Genomic DNA, 16330 nt, shown 5'->3' on the forward strand with positions numbered 1-16330 from the left:
ACCATGCTCGACCGCCTCGGCCATATCGGCATCACCGCCACCGGCCTGCTCTACGCGATGCCCGCCCATGCGGGCGGATCGTCGATGCCGTGGGAAGCGCCGCTTCAGTCCATTCTCGAAAGCATCGAGGGGCCGGTCGCCAAGATCATCGCGGTGATGATCATCATCGTCACCGGCCTGACCCTGGCCTTCGGCGATACGTCGGGCGGGGCGCGGCGCATGATCCAGATCGTGTTCGGTCTCTCGATCGCGTTCGCCGCGTCGAGCTTCTTCCTCTCGTTCTTTTCGTTCGGCGGCGGAGCGATGGTGGCATGACCGGCGCGGCCGATCATGGCGAGCCCATCGCGGGCTATTTCGCGCCAGTCCATCGGGCGCTGACCGAGCCGATATTGCTCGGCGGCGCCCCGCGTTCACTCGCCATCGTCAACGGGACGCTGGCGGGCGCGATCGGGCTCGGCCTGCGGCTCTGGATCGCCGGCCTCGCTATCTGGGCGATCGGCCATGCGCTGTCGGTATGGGCCGCGCGGCGCGATCCGCAATTCGTGGACGTGGCCCGGCGCCACCTTCGCTACCCGACATGGATGCAGCCATGATGTCCTTGCGCGAATACAGGAACGGCGCCGCGCATCTGGCCGACTTCCTGCCCTGGGCGGCGCTGATCGGCGAGGGCGTCGTTCTCAACAAGGACGGCTCGTTCCAGCGCACCGCACGTTTCCGGGGACCGGACCTTGATTCCGCCACGCCGGCCGAGCTGGTGGCGACCACCGCGCGGCTGAACAACGCGCTCCGCCGCCTCGGTTCGGGCTGGGCGATCTTCGTCGAGGCGCAGCGCACGCCCGCGCTCGACTACCCGGAATCCGAGTTTCCCGATCCTGTGTCGGCGCTGGTCGACATGGAGCGGCGCGAACAGTTCCGCGAGGAAGGCGCGCATTTCGAGAGCGGCTATTATCTGACGCTACTCTGGATGCCCCCGGCCGAGGACGCCGCCCGCGCCGAAACCTGGCTCTATGAAGGCCGTTCCGGCACGGGCGTCGATCCTTGGGAACTGCTCAAGGGCTTCACCGACCGCAGCGACCGTGTGCTCAACCTAGTCGATGGCTTCGTGCCCGAGGTTCGCTGGCTCGATGACGCCGAGACGCTGACCTACCTGCACAGCACGATCTCGACGCGGCGCCAGCGCGTGCGCGTCCCCGAAACGCCGATGCACCTCGACGCCCTGCTGGCTGATGAACCGCTCACAGGCGGGCTGGAGCCGAAGCTGGGCGACCATCATCTCCGCACGCTCACTATCACCGGATTTCCAAGCGTCACCTTTCCGGGCCTGCTCGATGAACTGAACCGGCTCGCCTTCGAGTATCGCTGGTCAACCCGCGCGATCATGCTCGACAAGACCGACGCGACCAAACTGCTGACGCGCATCCGCCGCCAGTGGTTCGCCAAGCGCAAGTCGGTCGCCGCGATCCTCAAGGAAATCATGACCAACGAGGCATCGACGCTGCTGGACAGCGACGCCTCGAACAAGGCCGCCGATGCCGATACCGCCTTGCAGGAGCTTGGCGCCGACTATGCCGGCATGGCCTATGTCACCGCGACTGTGACGGTGTGGGACCGCGATGCGGCCGTTGCCGCCGATAAGCTGCGGCTGGCCGAGAAGGTCATCCAGGGCCGCGACTTCACCGTGATCCCCGAAGGGATGAACGCGATCGAGGCATGGCTGGGGAGTCTCCCCGGCCACACCTATGCCAATGTCCGGCAGGCGCCGGTCTCCACCATCAATCTCGCCCACCTGATCCCCCTGTCAGCGGTATGGGCGGGGCCGGAACAGGACGAGCATTTCGGTGCTCCCCCCTTGCTCTACGGCAAGACCGAAGGCTCGACCCCGTTCCGGTTTTCCCTTCACGTCGGCGACGTCGGCCATATGTCGATCGTCGGGCCGACCGGCTCGGGCAAAAGCGTCCTGCTCGCGCTGATGGCGATGCAGTTCCGCCGCTATCCGGGCGCGCAGGTCTTCGCGTTCGACTTCGGCGGGAGCATCCGCGCCGCCGCGCTCGGCATGGGCGGCGACTGGCAGGATTTGGGCGGGATGCTCGCCGACGAGGCCGGCGACGGCGTGCAGCTCCAGCCGCTCGCGCGGATCGACGATCCGGCCGAGCGCAGCTGGGCGGCGGGATGGCTGGCCGCGATCTTCGCCTCCGAAGGCGTCACCGTCGATCCGCAGGCCAAGGATCACATCTGGTCTGCGCTGACCTCGCTCGCCACCGCGCCGGTTGCCGAACGCACCCTGACCGGGCTCGCCGTTCTCCTCCAGAGCCAGCAGCTCAAGCAGGCGCTCGCGCCCTGGTGCGTCGGCGGCGCATGGGGCCGGCTGCTCGATGCCGAGACCGAGCGGCTTGGCGAAGCCACGATCCAGGTGTTCGAGACCGAGGGACTGATGGAGAGCGGCGCGGCGCCCGCCGTGCTGTCCTACCTGTTCCACCGCATCGCGGGGCGGCTCGACGGCAGCCCCACGCTTATCATCATCGACGAAGGCTGGCTGGCGCTCGGATCGCCCGCGTTCGCCAAACAGCTTTCGGAATGGCTGGTGACGCTGCGCAAGAAGAATGCCAGCGTCATCTTCGCCACGCAATCGCTCGCGCAGATCGAGGGCAGTCCGATCGCGCCCGCCATCGTCGAGTCCTGCCCGACGCGCATCTTCCTGCCCAACGAGCGGGCGGCCGAGCCGCAGATCGCAGGCGTATACGAACGCTTCGGGCTCAACGACCGCCAGATCGAAATCCTCAGCCGGGCGACCCCGAAACGGGATTATTATTGCCAGAGCCGCCGCGGCAACCGGCTGTTCGAGCTGGGGCTGGGCGAGGTCGCGCTGGCCTTCGCCGCCGCCTCGTCGAAGACCGACCAGCTCGCCATCGCCGACATCATCACCGCCCACGGCCAGGCCGCGTTCGCCGCCGAATGGCTGCGGCATCGCGGCTGCGCCTGGGCGGTCGAGCTTCTTCCCGAACCCCGATCCGACCCGCTGGCCGGACACCGGGAAGATACCGGCCAGCTCCCCCTTGCCTTGAAGGACATGATCCCATGAGAGCCTCCCTCCTGCGCCGCGCCATGCTGGCCGGCGCCATCGCCACGTCCAGCATGGTCGGCATCACCGCCGCGACGCCCGCGCACGCCCAGTTCGGCGGAATTGTCTACGACCCGACCAACTATGCGCAAAACGTGCTGACGGCCGCCCGGTCACTTCAGCAGATCAACAACCAGATTCAGCAAATCCAGCAGCAGGCGACCAGCCTCATCAACGAGGCGCGCAATCTCGCCAGCCTGCCGCTCTCGACGGTCGACACGCTCCAGCAGCAGGTCCGGCAGACGCAGCAGCTGCTCGGGCAGGCCCAGCGCATCGCCTACGATGTCCAGGACATCCAGAGCGCCTTCACCGACCGCTACAAGGGGACGGCGCTCACCGGCACCAACGCGCAGATGATCGCCAACGCCAACGCGCGCTGGGAGGACAGCGTCGGCGCGTTCCAGGACGCCTTGCAGGTGCAGGCCGGCGTGGTCGGCAATATCGAGGGCGCGCGCACCACGATGAACGGCCTGGTCTCGGCCAGCCAGTCGGCGACCGGCGCGCTCCAGGCCGCGCAAGCGGGCAACCAGCTTCTCGCGCTGCAATCGCAGCAGCTCGCCGACCTCACCGCCGCGGTCGCCGCGCAGGGCCGGGCGCAGTCGCTCGACGCCGCGCGGCAGGCCGCGATCGAGGCGGAGGGGCGCGAACGCTTCCGCCGCTTCTTCGGCCGCGACTGACAGGAGCCGTCCGATGTCGCGCAATGCAAAGATCGCGGGTGTCGCCGCGCTCGGCGGCATCATGCTGGCCGTGGCGGTGGTGGCCTCACGCGAACCGCAGGGCCTGCCGCGCGAAGCGGTCCTGCCCGCCCGTGAGCAGGGCGAGCAGCAGAAGCGGCTGGCGCGCGAACTGGAGCGCTGCGCCACGCTCACCATGCCGGACTCCGGGTGCGAGCAGGCATGGGCGGAGAAGCGCCGCCGTTTCTTCGGCAAGGATGCCGACGCGCCCGCGCCGGGCGAGCATCCTGCGCTTCCCGCCGCATATGACAGCACGAACGATGACAGCGACGGCAACCGGGCGAATGAGGCGATCCGGCCGGAGCTTCCCGGCCCCTTTGTTCCCGCCGATCAGGCCGGGAGCGGCACGCGATGAGCGACACCGGGATCGTCGATACCTTCCTCGACACCTTCACCACCTATATCGATTCGGGCTTCGGCCTCCTGGGCGGCGAGGTCGGATTCCTGTCCTCGACCCTGATCGCGATCGACGTGACCATCGCCGGGCTGTTCTGGGCCTGGGGCGCCGACGAGGACGTGATCCAGCGGCTGGTCAAGAAGACCCTCTATATCGGCGCCTTCGCCTTCATTATCGGTAATTTCCAGACGCTGGCGACGATCCTGTTCGAGAGCTTCGCGGGGCTGGGCCTCAAGGCGAGTGGTGATGCGCTCAGCCTCGCGGAGTTCATGAAGCCCGGCAGCATCGCGGCCAAGGGGCTCGACGCCGCCCAGCCGCTGATCGACGCGATGGAAGCCTACAACAGCCTCTGGTCTGTGTTCGCCAATGTCGCGATCATCGCCGTGCTGCTGCTGGCCTACCTTATCGTCGTCCTCGCCTTCTTCATCATCGCCATCCAGGTCTTCATCACCCTGATCGAGTTCAAGCTGGTGACGCTGGCCGGATTCGTCCTGCTGCCCTTCGCCTTCTGGAACCGCACCGCGTTCATGGCCGAGAAGGTGCTTGGTCATATCGTCTCTTCCGGCATCAAGGTGCTGATGCTCGCGGTCATCACCGGGATCGGCACCACGCTGTTCAGCACGTTCACGGCGACGGTCGGTCCCGAGCCAGATGCGCGGGAAGTGCTGGCGATCGCGCTCGGCGCGCTGTCGTTGCTCGGCCTGTCGATCTTCGCCCCCGGCATCGCCAACGGCATCGTCTCGGGCGGCCCGCAGCTCGGCGCGGGCGCGGCGGCCGGCACCGTGCTGGCGGCGGGCGGCGCGCTGGTCGGTGGCGCCGCGGCCGCGAAGCTGGGTGTGGGCGCCGCCGCCTCGACTATCGGCGCGACGGGCCGGATGACGGGCGCCGCCGCGCGTGGCGGCGCGCGCATGGCAGGCGGCGCGGCGGGCGCCTACAGCGTCGGCGCGCTCGGCAAGAGCGGCGCGGGCGCTGTCGCGGGCGGCATGGCCGCTGTCGGGCAGACGGCGGCGAGCGGGGCCGTCAATGCCGCGCTCTCGCCGCTGCGCCGGATGGCCGGCAAGGCGAGCGCATCCATGAAGGACAACTTCCGCACGGGCGCCCGCGCCGGGCTGGGCGTCGCGCCCGCATCGGGCAGCCCCGCGCCAGCGGCATCGCCGGCAGCCCCGGCTTCCGGCCCGCCCGCATGGGCATCGGCCATGAAGCAGCGCCAGTCCGCAACCCACGGCGCGACCGTCCTCGCTCACACCATGAAGGCGGGCGACAGCCACGGCGGGGGCGGCGGTCCCGACATCAAGGAAAGAGAGTAGCGCCCATGTTCCGACGTCCCACCATCCGCTACAGCCAGACCCCCGAACCCGCGACGCCCTACCAGCGCGCCGCGCAGGTCTGGGACGACCGCATCGGTTCCTCCCGCGTGCAGGCGCGTAACTGGCGGCTTGCCTTTTTCGGCGCGCTTGCCTTGTCGGGCGGACTCACCGCAGGCCTCGTCTGGCAATCCGCCCGCGGCCATATCGTGCCCTGGGTTGTCCAGGTCGACCGGCTCGGCGAGGCGCAGGCGGTCGCGCCCGCTGAATCCGGCTACCGTCCGACCGATCCGCAGATCGCGTTCCATCTCGCCCGCTTCATCGAGCAGGTCCGCGCGATCCCTGCCGATCCGGTGATCGTGCGCCAGAACTGGCTGCGCGCCTACGACTTCACCACCGACAAGGGCGCGCTCGCGCTCAATGACTATGCCCGCGCCAACGACCCGTTCGCTCAGGTTGGCAAGGTCCAAGTCGCGGTGGACGTGTCGAGCGTGATCCGGGCATCGGGCGACAGCTTCCGCGTCGCATGGACCGAGCGGCGCTATCAGGACGGCAGCCTCGCCGAGACGACGCGCTGGTCGGCGATCCTCACCGTCGTCGTGCAGCCGCCGCGCACCCCCGATGCGCTGCGCAAGAACCCGCTCGGCCTGTTCGTCAACGCCATCAACTGGAGCAAGGAGTTGTCGCAATGACCTGGCAATCCGCCCGCCATGCCGCCAGCGCGGCAATGCTGCTTTCCGCAACCGCGCTTGCCGGCTGCGCCACCACATCGGCAAAGCCGCCGGCCATCGCCTATGACGATCCGCCGCGCGAGATCGCCGCGACGCCGGCCGCGCAGCCGCCGCGCGCCGTCGAAGTGGTGACGATCCCCGAGCCCCTGCCGCTGCCCGGCCAGTTGAAGCCGGTCGGGACCGGCGCGCGGCCGTCCGAGCCCGCCGATCCGCGCAGCCGCGTCGGCGCGGCCAATGCCGCCGCCCGCGTGCAGCCTGTGCGCGACGGCTTCCTTAATGCGATCCAGCAATATCCGTGGACGGACGGGGCGCTCTATCAGGTCTACGCCGCGCCCGGCCAGGTGACGGACATCGCCTTGCAGGAAGGCGAGCAGCTCGTGGGACCGGGGCCGGTCGCGGCCGGCGACACCGTGCGCTGGATCATCGGCGACACGGTGAGCGGCAGCGGCCCGACCGCGCGCGTGCATATCCTCGCGAAGCCCACCCGGCCCGACATTTCCACGAATCTCGTCATCAATACCGACCGCCGCACCTACCACATCGAACTGCGCGCGACGGCCTCGACTTACATGGCGTCGGTCTCCTGGACCTATCCGCAGGACCAGCTCATCGCCCTGCGCGGCGCCAATGCCGCCGCAGCGTCCGCCGCGCCGGTCGCCACCGGCATCGACATCGCGGCGCTCAATTTCCGCTATCGGATCGCGGGCGACCGTGTGCCGTGGAAGCCGGTGCGCGCTTTCGACGATTCTTCCCAGGTGTTCATCGAATTCCCGGCCGGGATCTCGCAGGGCGAGATGCCGCCCTTGTTCGTGACCGGCCCGGCCGGCGATGCCGAGCTGGTCAATTACCGCGTGCAGGGCCGCTACATGGTGGTGGACCGGCTGTTCGCCAGCGCGGAACTGCGCCTCGGCGACAAGCGCACCGAGCGGCGCGTCCGCATCGTGCGCGACGGCGCGGAACCGCGCCGCAGGGGGCGGTGATGACCGATCCCGCCGATACGCGCGTCCAGCCGGTGCCGCAGGCATCCCCGCAACCCGCATCCGCGAATCCCGCCGCCTTCCAGCTTCGCGGGCCGACACCACGTGTCATGCGCCTGTCGAGGAAGGCGCTGGCCACGCTCGGCGTCGTCGCTGGGCTCGGTATCGGCGGCTCGCTGATCTATGCGCTCAAGCCGCCGGGCGAAAGGCAAGCGGAGGAACTCTATAGCACCGACAGCCGCGCCGCGTCCGAAACCATCACATCGGGGCCGAAGGACTATGGCCAGGTCCCGAAGCTCGGGAAGCCGCTCCCCGGCGATCTCGGCGGGCCAATCGTCGCGGCGCGGGAGCGCGGGGAGAATGTGCCCGTGCCCCCGGTCGGCACGCAGCCCGATCCGCGCGTCCAGGCCGCCGAAGCCGCGCGCCAGCGCATCGCGCAGGAACGCGACGCCGCCCGCACCAGCACTATGTTCCTCGGCGGCAGCGGCGCCGGGGCCGCTGCGATGCCGTCTCTGCCGAACCTCGCAATTGCAGCGCCGGACGCTGCTGCTCCGCAGCCTGCCGAGACAGTGCAGGGCGACCAGGCTGGAAAGCGCGCCTTCATGGCACAGGCAGCCAATCAGCGCATTGTTAGCGCCGAGCGGCTGACAGCGCCCGCATCGCCCAACATCGTGCAGGCCGGCAGCATCATCCCCGCCGCGCTCATCACCGGCATCCGCTCAGACTTGCCCGGTCAGATCACCGCCCAGGTGACGCAGAACGTCTATGACAGCATCACCGGGCGTGTACTGCTCATTCCGCAGGGTGCGCGGCTGATCGGCGAATATGACAGCGAGGTCGCCGCGGGGCAGACCCGCGTGCTGCTCGCCTGGGACCGGCTGATATTGCCGGATGGCCGCTCGATCGTTCTCGAGCGCCAGCCCGGTGCCGATGCGGCCGGCTATGCCGGCTTACAGGATCGCGTGAACCAGCATTGGGGGAACCTGCTCAAGGCGGCCGCCGTCTCGACCCTGCTCGGCGTCGGCGCCGAGTTGGGCGCCGATAGCGAGGATGACCTGACCCGCGCGCTGCGCCGCGGCTCGCAGGACACCATCAACCAGACCGGCCAGCAGATCGTGCGGCGGCAGCTCAATGTCCAGCCGACGCTCACCATCGGGCCGGGGCATCCGCTCAGGATCGTCCTGACCCGCGACCTTGTATTGGAGCCCGTTGGAGGCGCACGATGACGAAACTGAAGCTGGGGCCGATCCCCGAGGACAAGCCCGTCAAACTCGCCGTGGAACTGCCCGCGCCGCTGTTCGAGGATTTGCGGCGCTACGGCGAGATTTTAGGCGAGGGCAGCCCGATCCCGCCCGCTCGGCTGATCGCGCCGATGCTGGAGCGGTTCATGGCCACCGACCGGGCCTTTCGCCGGCACCGCGCGCAGGGGAACTGAAGGCCGCGCCAATCCGGCCTCAATTTCCGAAGAACCGCTTGTGCCGCGCCCTGCCGTCTGCCTCGGTGACGGCCATCTCGGCATTGAAGCATTCGTCGCCGCGAACCGAGCCTTTCGCGCACTGCGTCAGAACCTGCCGGGCTTCGTCTAGATGCGCCGCGAAATATTGCTTGCCGCGCGGCTCCGCGGGCGCGGCGGCGGCGGGCGGCGGACTGGCTACCGCTGCTGTCGGCTCGACCGGCGCGATCACCGGGCGCAGGATGAAACCTGCCCCAAACCCGATGACTAGCGTCACCAGCGCGATGATGAGTGTTTTGCCTTGTGTCATGACGGTTCCTTTCCCAAAGGTGGTCAAATCAGGCTGTCTGCTCGTTGCGATAGCGCCTGTTAACGTCGTATGTCCGTGGCGCCGTCGCGAATCACGGCGAGCTATCTCGACCTCATGGAATATCGAAGGGCAGCGCATAGCGGTCGCGCACGAAGGCGAGGAACCGCCGCAACGCAGGATTGCAGTTGTCCTCCCGCCAGTAGCCGGAATAATGGACGAACGCCGGTCCCTGCTCGCCCAGGACGGGACGATAAACGACGTCGGGATAGCGCGCGCCCGTCGCGCCCTCGCAAACGATCGAGACGCCCAGGCCGCCGCCCAGCACGCTCAGGATCGCCTCGCGGCTCGCCTGGTACATCCTGATGTCGGGAGGCTCGCCCGCCACCATCAGCCGGCCGAGCAGCAGATCGCGGATTTCAGGGCCGGGATCGGCGGCGGGTAGCAGGAAGCGCTCTCGCCGCAGATCGGTCCAATGGACGGCATCGTGGGCGGCAAGTGAATGATCGGCCGGAATGGCGACCATCAGGCGCTCGTTCCAGAAGGCCGCGCGCCGGAGATCGGCATGGCTCGCTTCGCCGATGAGGATGGCGATGTCGATCTCGCCTGTGTCGAGACCCGCGAGCAACGCGCTCCGGTCGGCTTCCACGCCGTCCATTTCGACATCGGGATGGCCCGCCCGCCAGCCCATCATCGTCGCGCGCAGATGGCCAGCCGAGATCGCGCTGTTGTGGCCAATCATGAGGCCGCCAGCGCGACCCTGGCCCGCTGCCCGCATCGTTGCTACTATCTTCTCTGCGCTCGCCACCATCGGTCGCGCCGCGCGGATGAACTGCGCACCGGCAAGCGTCAAGCTAACGCCGCCTTGCGAGCGGTTGAAAATCCGGCCACCGACCACGCGCTCCAGCTTCAGGATGGCTCGGCTCAGAGTTGATTGCTCGACGTCTAATGCTCGGGATGCGCGATAGAAGCTGCCGTGATCGGCGGCTGCAATTGCGTAGCGAAGCTGGCGGATGTCGAACGGCACGAGTATCTCAAGAAATGCAGTGATTGAGAGTGGCTGCTATATGGCGATCGCAGGGATGAGAGCGCCCGATGGGAGCCAACGGGCGCGACGAGGGCGTGTTTGCGCCCGCCGTTGTGGCGGCCGCCGAACGGCGAAATGAAAGTTGCGCGCGCCCCCGGCCTCGAACAGCGCCCGTTTGGCCGAGAAGTGGAGCGGTACATTGACCATAAGACCGTTTGCGGACATCGATTTGTAGGTCTTGAGTCCGTGGATGGTGAGCGTACCTTGATCACGTTGTGGTCGATCTACCGTAGAGTGGCGTCTTCCTTCATCGTCGTTGTATGATCGCGCGCGATGAACTCTGCGGGCACTGGAGAGGATGCCGCCAATCTCTTCCAGTTCAAGAAATTTGTAGGTCGATTTGTGAATGGGGCTTGGATTGATGGGGACGCCATCGAGGAGATCGGTCGTGGCCAGGTCGCGGATCTCCTGCTTGTCGGCGGTATCAACAAAGGACTTCATGGTTTTCTGCCTCTCCCTGGGCGTTGTTCAGTCCGGTGTTGCGACCGCGTAGGCGCGTGCGGCGAGACGCGGCGCAATCAATGCACAGGCGATGAGTTGCAACTGGTGAAACAGCATGACGGGTAGCAGCACGATCCCGACCTGCGCTGCCGGGAACAGCACGCCCGCCATAGGCACGCCGGACGCGAGGCTCTTCTTCGATCCGCAGAACAGCAGCACTACGGCATCCTCGCGCGATAAACCCATGGCACGACCAAGCAGAGTCGTAATCCAAAGGACGATGCCGAGCAGGATCAGGCAGAGGACGGTGAGCAGGGCTAGGCCGCTCGGCGCAATGCGTTGCCAAAGTCCCTCTTTCACCGCTGCGCCGAATGCGGCGTAGACCACCAGCAGGATCGACCCGCGATCCACCCGCCCCAGCCATTGTTTGTTGCGTACAACGAAGCCGCCAATCCACGGCCGCAGCAGATGGCCGAGAACGAACGGCAGCAGGAGCTGGAGCAGGATCCTCTGGACCGACGCCCAGGACACTCCGCCCGTCGTCCCGCCCATCAGTAGCGCGACGAGCGCGGGCGTGGCGATAATGCCGAACAGGTTGGAGAAAGAGGCTGCACAGACTGCCGCAGCAACATTTCCGCGTGCGATGGCGGTAAAGGCGATCGAGGATTGAACCGTGGATGGCAGCAGAGTCAGGAACAGTAGACCGGCGGCGAACGTCGCGGGTACGAAGGGCAGCAGCCGGAACGCCAGTCCGAGCAAGGGGAACAGCAGGAACGTCACGCCGAGGGTTGCGAGATGCAGCCGCCAGTTGCGCATCCCCGTCAGAATTGCTTCGCGTGACAGCTTGCCGCCATGCAGGAAAAACAGCAGCACGATCCCCGCATCCGCGGTGCGATCCGCCACCGTTGCCCAGACTCCGCGTGCGGGAAAAACGCTTGCCAGCAGCACCGTGCCCAGCAGTGCAATGATGAACGGTTCGACAAAAGCAAGAATGCGACGAATCATGCGGCGCCCGCTGCAAAGGCATCGAGCCCGGCAAGCTGGTCGACGATGGCTACATCGTCGAGGAAGCGGATCACCATCAGCTTCCCCTGTAAGTCGAATAGCCATAGGGCGAGACCAGCAGCGGCACATGATAATGGCCGCCGCCCGGCGCGATGCCGAAATCGATCTGCACCAGGTCGAGGAACGGCGGGGCGGGGAGAGAGACGCCGCGTTTCCGGAAATAACCCGCGACATCGAACTCCAGCCGGTAGCGACCGGGCATCAACGGCGCACGTACGAGGCCGGGGCAGCGTCCATCATTGTCGGTGTTTCCTGCGCCGATCGGACCTTCCGGGCCGAGAAGCGTAACGCCCATATCGCGGGCGGGCACGCCATCGGCGGTATCGAGCACATGGGTGGAGAGGGTCGCGCCACTCATGCCGCCGCCCCCGTAGTGTCGCACGGCCAGGTCGCTGTGAACTCGATCTCGTCATAGGCGAGGAAGGCGTCGACCATCGCCGGGGCATCGTCGAGGAACAGCTGGTCGGCGACCCCTCTTGCAAGGCGTGGCAGCGCGTGGCGCAGCCCGGACAGTGCCGATGCCGACAGCCCGATGCTGGCAAGCGCGGAATAGTTGAAGGCGAACAGGCCGTGGAGCAGGTCTGCATCCGCAGGATCGCGCGGCAGCAGTTCGAATGCCGGTCCCAGATAGGGGTGCGCATCGAGCAGCGCATTTCGCTGACCTTCAGGCGGCGTGTAGCGATCGGCCCAGCGCGCGATCCTGGGCGCCAGCGCGGCCAGTTCCGGGCGCAGGCCGGGATCGGAGAGCAGGCCGGTCGACAGCACAAGAAAATCGAAATCGAACGTGCCCAGCGGTGTCGTCACTCGCGCGCCTTCGCCGACCTGCTCCACCGCCAGCCAGGGCGCGCCCAGATGCAGCGCGAAGCCGTCATGCGCCGAGGCTGCTTCGAACATATCGGTCGTCGGTGGCTGGTTCTTGGCGAGGAAATCGGCCATCGCGCGATATTTGTCGGCATTGCTCAGCGCGGGATAGCGCGGTGCCAGGTTGACCCGCTCCATGAAACGGATGGGATTGATGCGCGGTAGCTCGCTGCGCCGCGCGAACACATCCACCTGCGCCGCGCCAGCCTCCAGCGCGGCATTGGCATTGTCGAACGCCGAGGCGCCTATCCCCAGCACACCGATCCTTTTACCCGCGAGCGCGGCATAATCGATCGCTGCGGACGTATGGGCATAGAGATGGGCCGGCAGCGCGGTCTTCACGAAATCGGGCACATGCCATTCGCCGCCGCCCTGGATGCCGGTCGCCAGTACCACCTTGCGCGCCAGCAGCGTTTCGCCGGTTGCCAGCGCCACACGGAACAGAACCGGCTCGACCGGTTCGATTGCCACCACCTTTGCCTCGTTGCGCACCGGAAGGGCGAGCACCCGGCGATACCAGCGCAGATAGTCCATCCACTGCGCCCGCGGGATCTTGCCTAACGCTGTCCAGCTTTCGACGCCGAACTGCGCCTCATACCAGGCCCGAAAGGTCAGGCTGGGAATGCCGAGGTCGATGCTGGTGAGTTGCTTGGGCGTGCGCAACGTGCGCATGCGCGCATAGGTCAGCCACGGTCCCTCCAGCCCTTGCGGATTTTCGTCGAGGATCAGGACATCGTTCACGCGCTCCTGCTGCAGTGCGAACGCGGCTGCCAGCCCGCTTTGTCCGCCGCCGACAATCAGCACGTCATATATATGGCCGCCTGGTCGGTCGCGCGCGATCGTCCAGTCGGGGCCGCGCCACTGGATCAGTTCCAGATCGCGCGCGACACGCGCATCGAGGTCGGCGAGGGTCATTGCATATCCTTCAGGCGCAGGGCGGTGATCTTGCCGATCTCCGCAATGGCGGTGGCGATTTCTGTGTCGCGGTCGTTGGCGAGGCGGCGTTCCATCGCGGCGAGGATGCCCGCCTTGTCGGTCAGCCGGACGCAGATAATGAAGGGGAAGCGGAAACGAGTCCGATAAGCCGCGTTCAGGTCGTTAAACCGCGCGAACTCCTCAGGCGTCAGCCGATCGAGTCCGGCCGACGCCTGTTCCGCCGCTGACGCATCGGTCAGCGTGCGGTCGATTGCCGTCTTGCCCGCCAGCTCCGGGTGCGCGCGGATCAGCGCCAGACGTTCCTCATCGGTCGCTTCCGCCACCACCGCCATCAGGTCCGCATGGCGGTCGCCGGACGAGGCCCGTGCGTCGGCGCGCTGCTCCACCCAGGGGGAATGCTCGAACAATGCCTGATGGTTTGGGGCGCTCAATGCGTGTTGCCCTCAAGGCTGACGTGCGCGGACACGATCTTCCAGCCATCCGGAAACTTCACCCAGCTCTGCGTCTGCCGGCCGCGCCGGTCGGAGCCTTCGCGGAAGAATTCCGCGTCCGCCGTCGCAAACCGGTCGCCATAGACGGTGATCGCCACTTTCCCCAGCTTGCGCTGCGGCGATCCGCCACGCCCCTTGCGGAAATCGCGGATCTCCTCGATGCCATACAGCACTTCGCCGACGCCAAAACGATTGGTGGTCGGCGCATCGTGAAACAGCCGGTCCATCGCCGGGATGTCGTCTTCCATCAGCGCGCGCTCATATTCGTGGGACGCCGCCGTCACTTCGGTGAGAAGCACGGGATCGTCGATCGTCACGTCATCGGTCATTGCCGGGTCGATCATTGCGGGTGAACCTCCAGCCAGTGTCGGGCGATATCGATGCGGCGGGCGATCCAGGCGTCACCGCTGGCGATGACATGGTCGATGAAGCGCGCCAGCGCGCGGGCGCGGCCGGGGCGCCCGGCGATGCGGCCATGCAGCCCGACCGACATCATCCGCCCGCCTTCCCCGCGAAGCTGGTCGAACGTGTCGCGCAGGTAGCGGAAGAACTGCTCGCCCTCGGTGAAGCCATTGAGCGCCACGAACTTCATGTCGTTGGCGTCCAGAGTGTAGGGCACGATCAACTGGCCGCGATAATAATAGGGCAGATCGTCGGCATAGCTGTCGGCATCATAGGCGAAGCCGCCTTCCTCCCGCACCAGCCGCGCGGTGTTGGGCGAGGTGCGCCCCTGATACCAGCCGAGTGGGCGCTGGCCAGTGAGCTTCGTATGGAGCGCGATCGCCTCGGCAATATGCGCGCGTTCCACTTCCTCGGGCACGTCCTGATAGTCGATCCAGCGCAGGCCATGGCTGGCGATTTCCCAGTCTGCGGCCAGCATCGCCTCGACCGCCGCCGGGTTGGCCTCCATCGCCTTCGCCACGCCGAATACCGTCACCGGCACGCGGCGTTCGGTCAGCATGCGGTGCAGCCGCCAGAAGCCGGCGCGGCTGCCATATTCGTAGAGGCTCTCCATCGCCATCGCGCGCGCGGAGTGGCGCGCGGCGCCGACCATTTCGGACAGGAAACCTTCCGACAGCGCGTCGCCGTTGAGGACGCTGTTTTCAGCGCCTTCCTCATAATTGACGACGATGTTGACTGCGACGCGCGCGCCCGCAGGCCAGCGGGCTTGTGGAGGCGTGGCACCATAGCCGACGAGATCGCGCGCGCTCATGGCGCCGCCTCCCACGCGGCCAGCGCCGCCGGCACCGCCTCGCCCACCAGGCAGGAATAGCCTTCCGCGCGCAGCACCGCCTCCAGCGCGCCCAGCGTCAGCAGCACCTTGTGCTTGCGCGCATTGTAGCCCATCGCGCCGAAGCGCCACATCTTGCCGGCGAGACGGCCGAAGGCGGTGCCGATCTCGATCTCGAAATCCTCCCGCATCCGGCGGCGCACGGTCTCGCCATCGATGCCGTCAGGAATGCTGGCGGCAGTGACGTTGGGCATGCGGTAACGATCGTCGCCGAACACCGGCAGCCCCAGCGCGCGCAGCCCCGCCGTCATCGCCGCACCCGCCCGGCGATGGCGCAGGTAACGGGCCTCCAGCCCTTCCTCGAGCATCAGCCGGGCGCATTCGCGCGCGCCGTAGAGCATCGTCGTCGCCTCTGTATGGTGGTTGAGGCGCTTCTCGCTCCAATAATCCATGATCATCGCGAGATCGAAATAGTTGGAGCCGATGCGCACGCCCTCGCCATCGTCGATGTCGTCGCGGCGGATTCCCTGTTCGACATGTTTGCGGCGCTGAATGTGCGCCGCCGCGCGATCCGAGATGGTGATCGGTGCCGAGCCGGAGGGACCGCCGAGGCATTTCTGCAAGCCGCCGGTGACGATATCGACACCCCAGCGATCGGCGGCGATCTCCATGCCGCCGATGGTCGCGGTGGCATCGACATAGGAAAGCGCGCCTGCGTCAGCGCAGAGCCGGCCCAGCCCGTCGAGCGGCTGCGCCATCGTCGTCGATGTGTCGCCATGGACGGTCGCCACCAGCTTCGGTCCCGTGCGGGCAATCGCATCGGCGATGGCGCCGAGCGGCACCACCTCGCCCCACGGCGCGTCCACGGTCTCGATCCGCGCGCCGATGCGGCCGAGGATTTCGGTGAGGAGCAGCCCGAAGCGCCCGAAATTGGCCACCAGCACCGTGTCGCCTGGCGCCACCATGCTGACCAGCGCCGCCTCGATCCCCGCCCGCGCTGTGCCGTCGACGAGGAAGGTCCAGCGGTTTTGCGTCCCGAACACTGGGCGATAGAGCGCCATGACCTCGTTCATGTACGCGGTCATTTCCGGGTCGAACTGGCCCAGCAGGTCGGCCGACATCGCGCGCAGCACGCGCGGGTGTGCGTTGACGGGGCCTGGTCCCATCAGCAGCCGCTGCGGCGGGTCGATCTCGCCA

20 protein-coding genes are annotated in these 16330 nt (G+C 67.3%); 10 read left to right on the top strand and 10 right to left on the bottom strand.

Translation table 11 applies throughout. The features are described 5' to 3' along the window. The first annotated feature begins 3 nt into the window (after window positions 1–3). From WFP78_RS17965 to WFP78_RS18010, 10 genes are read left to right on the top strand one after another with little or no spacing between them, the layout of a single operon-like run. Window positions 4–315 (top strand): TrbC/VirB2 family type IV secretion system protein, encoded by a 312-nt coding sequence (locus tag WFP78_RS17965; protein ID WP_070935441.1) that lies wholly within the window; start codon window positions 4–6, stop codon window positions 313–315. Further along, window positions 312–593, top strand: coding sequence for a VirB3 family type IV secretion system protein (locus WFP78_RS17970; RefSeq protein ID WP_021244356.1), 282 nt, complete (start codon window positions 312–314; stop codon window positions 591–593). The genes WFP78_RS17965 and WFP78_RS17970 overlap by 4 nt, the downstream gene beginning before the upstream one ends. Continuing rightward, complete coding sequence (trbE, locus tag WFP78_RS17975) at window positions 590–3079, top strand: conjugal transfer protein TrbE (RefSeq protein ID WP_336965501.1); 2490 nt, start codon at window positions 590–592, stop codon at window positions 3077–3079. The genes WFP78_RS17970 and trbE overlap by 4 nt, the downstream gene beginning before the upstream one ends. Next, window positions 3076–3795 carry a P-type conjugative transfer protein TrbJ gene (gene trbJ, locus WFP78_RS17980; RefSeq protein ID WP_336965504.1) on the top strand — a complete coding sequence of 240 codons (720 nt, stop codon included), beginning with the start codon at window positions 3076–3078 and terminating at the stop codon, window positions 3793–3795. The genes trbE and trbJ overlap by 4 nt, the downstream gene beginning before the upstream one ends. Before the next feature lie 13 nt (window positions 3796–3808). Then, window positions 3809–4207: a putative entry exclusion protein TrbK-alt gene (gene trbK-alt, locus WFP78_RS17985; protein WP_070932403.1), complete on the top strand. Its 399-nt coding sequence runs from the start codon at window positions 3809–3811 to the stop codon at window positions 4205–4207. Continuing rightward, window positions 4204–5556: a P-type conjugative transfer protein TrbL gene (gene trbL, locus WFP78_RS17990; RefSeq protein WP_070932401.1), complete on the top strand. Its 1353-nt coding sequence runs from the start codon at window positions 4204–4206 to the stop codon at window positions 5554–5556. The genes trbK-alt and trbL overlap by 4 nt, the downstream gene beginning before the upstream one ends. A 5-nt stretch (window positions 5557–5561) precedes the next feature. Further along, the gene (gene trbF / locus WFP78_RS17995) at window positions 5562–6245 is read left to right on the top strand and encodes a conjugal transfer protein TrbF (protein WP_070932400.1); all 684 of its coding nucleotides are present in this window, start codon (window positions 5562–5564) and stop codon (window positions 6243–6245) included. After that, complete coding sequence (trbG, locus tag WFP78_RS18000) at window positions 6242–7264, top strand: P-type conjugative transfer protein TrbG (RefSeq protein ID WP_070932398.1); 1023 nt, start codon at window positions 6242–6244, stop codon at window positions 7262–7264. The genes trbF and trbG overlap by 4 nt, the downstream gene beginning before the upstream one ends. Then, entirely contained in the window at window positions 7264–8487 is a 1224-nt protein-coding gene (locus WFP78_RS18005) for a TraB/TrbI/VirB10 family type IV secretion system protein (protein ID WP_070932396.1), read from the top strand. Before trbG ends, WFP78_RS18005 begins: the two co-directional genes overlap by 1 nt. Then, entirely contained in the window at window positions 8484–8696 is a 213-nt protein-coding gene (locus tag WFP78_RS18010) for a DUF2274 domain-containing protein (protein WP_070932394.1), read from the top strand. The genes WFP78_RS18005 and WFP78_RS18010 overlap by 4 nt, the downstream gene beginning before the upstream one ends. 19 nt (window positions 8697–8715) lie before the next feature. Here WFP78_RS18010 and WFP78_RS18015 read toward each other — a convergent pair whose 3' ends face one another. From WFP78_RS18015 to WFP78_RS18060, 10 genes are all read right to left on the bottom strand, one after another. Continuing rightward, entirely contained in the window at window positions 8716–9051 is a 336-nt protein-coding gene (locus WFP78_RS18015; protein ID WP_473829056.1) for a hypothetical protein, read from the bottom strand. A gap of 85 nt (window positions 9052–9136) precedes the next feature. Beyond that, window positions 9137–10048: a LysR family transcriptional regulator gene (locus tag WFP78_RS18020; RefSeq protein ID WP_070932390.1), complete on the bottom strand. Its 912-nt coding sequence runs from the start codon at window positions 10046–10048 to the stop codon at window positions 9137–9139. 36 nt (window positions 10049–10084) lie between these two features. Further along, a complete protein-coding gene (locus tag WFP78_RS18025) occupies window positions 10085–10549 on the bottom strand; it encodes a beta/alpha barrel domain-containing protein (protein WP_139181626.1) in 465 nt (154 codons plus the stop codon). Between the two features lie 27 nt (window positions 10550–10576). Continuing rightward, complete coding sequence (locus WFP78_RS18030) at window positions 10577–11554, bottom strand: bile acid:sodium symporter family protein (protein WP_070932388.1); 978 nt, start codon at window positions 11552–11554, stop codon at window positions 10577–10579. A gap of 76 nt (window positions 11555–11630) precedes the next feature. Continuing rightward, window positions 11631–11972, bottom strand: a complete 342-nt coding sequence (gene uraH, locus WFP78_RS18035) for a hydroxyisourate hydrolase (protein ID WP_070935439.1) — start codon at window positions 11970–11972, stop codon at window positions 11631–11633. Beyond that, the gene (locus WFP78_RS18040) at window positions 11969–13390 is read right to left on the bottom strand and encodes an NAD(P)-binding domain-containing protein (protein WP_070932386.1); all 1422 of its coding nucleotides are present in this window, start codon (window positions 13388–13390) and stop codon (window positions 11969–11971) included. The genes uraH and WFP78_RS18040 overlap by 4 nt, the downstream gene beginning before the upstream one ends. Further along, complete coding sequence (uraD, locus tag WFP78_RS18045; protein ID WP_070932384.1) at window positions 13387–13842, bottom strand: 2-oxo-4-hydroxy-4-carboxy-5-ureidoimidazoline decarboxylase; 456 nt, start codon at window positions 13840–13842, stop codon at window positions 13387–13389. The genes WFP78_RS18040 and uraD overlap by 4 nt, the downstream gene beginning before the upstream one ends. Continuing rightward, window positions 13839–14219, bottom strand: a complete 381-nt coding sequence (gene hpxZ / locus WFP78_RS18050) for an oxalurate catabolism protein HpxZ (RefSeq protein WP_070935437.1) — start codon at window positions 14217–14219, stop codon at window positions 13839–13841. The genes uraD and hpxZ overlap by 4 nt, the downstream gene beginning before the upstream one ends. A 23-nt stretch (window positions 14220–14242) precedes the next feature. Next, on the bottom strand, window positions 14243–15115 hold the full coding sequence (gene puuE, locus WFP78_RS18055) for an allantoinase PuuE (RefSeq protein ID WP_070932382.1): 873 nt from the start codon (window positions 15113–15115) through the stop codon (window positions 14243–14245). Continuing rightward, a complete protein-coding gene (locus WFP78_RS18060) occupies window positions 15112–16299 on the bottom strand; it encodes a pyridoxal-phosphate-dependent aminotransferase family protein (protein WP_084653437.1) in 1188 nt (395 codons plus the stop codon). The genes puuE and WFP78_RS18060 overlap by 4 nt, the downstream gene beginning before the upstream one ends. Window positions 16300–16330 lie beyond the last annotated feature (31 nt).

Origin of the sequence: Sphingobium aquiterrae (genome assembly GCF_037154135.1) — a bacterium.
Taxonomy (GTDB): domain Bacteria; phylum Pseudomonadota; class Alphaproteobacteria; order Sphingomonadales; family Sphingomonadaceae; genus Sphingobium; species Sphingobium aquiterrae.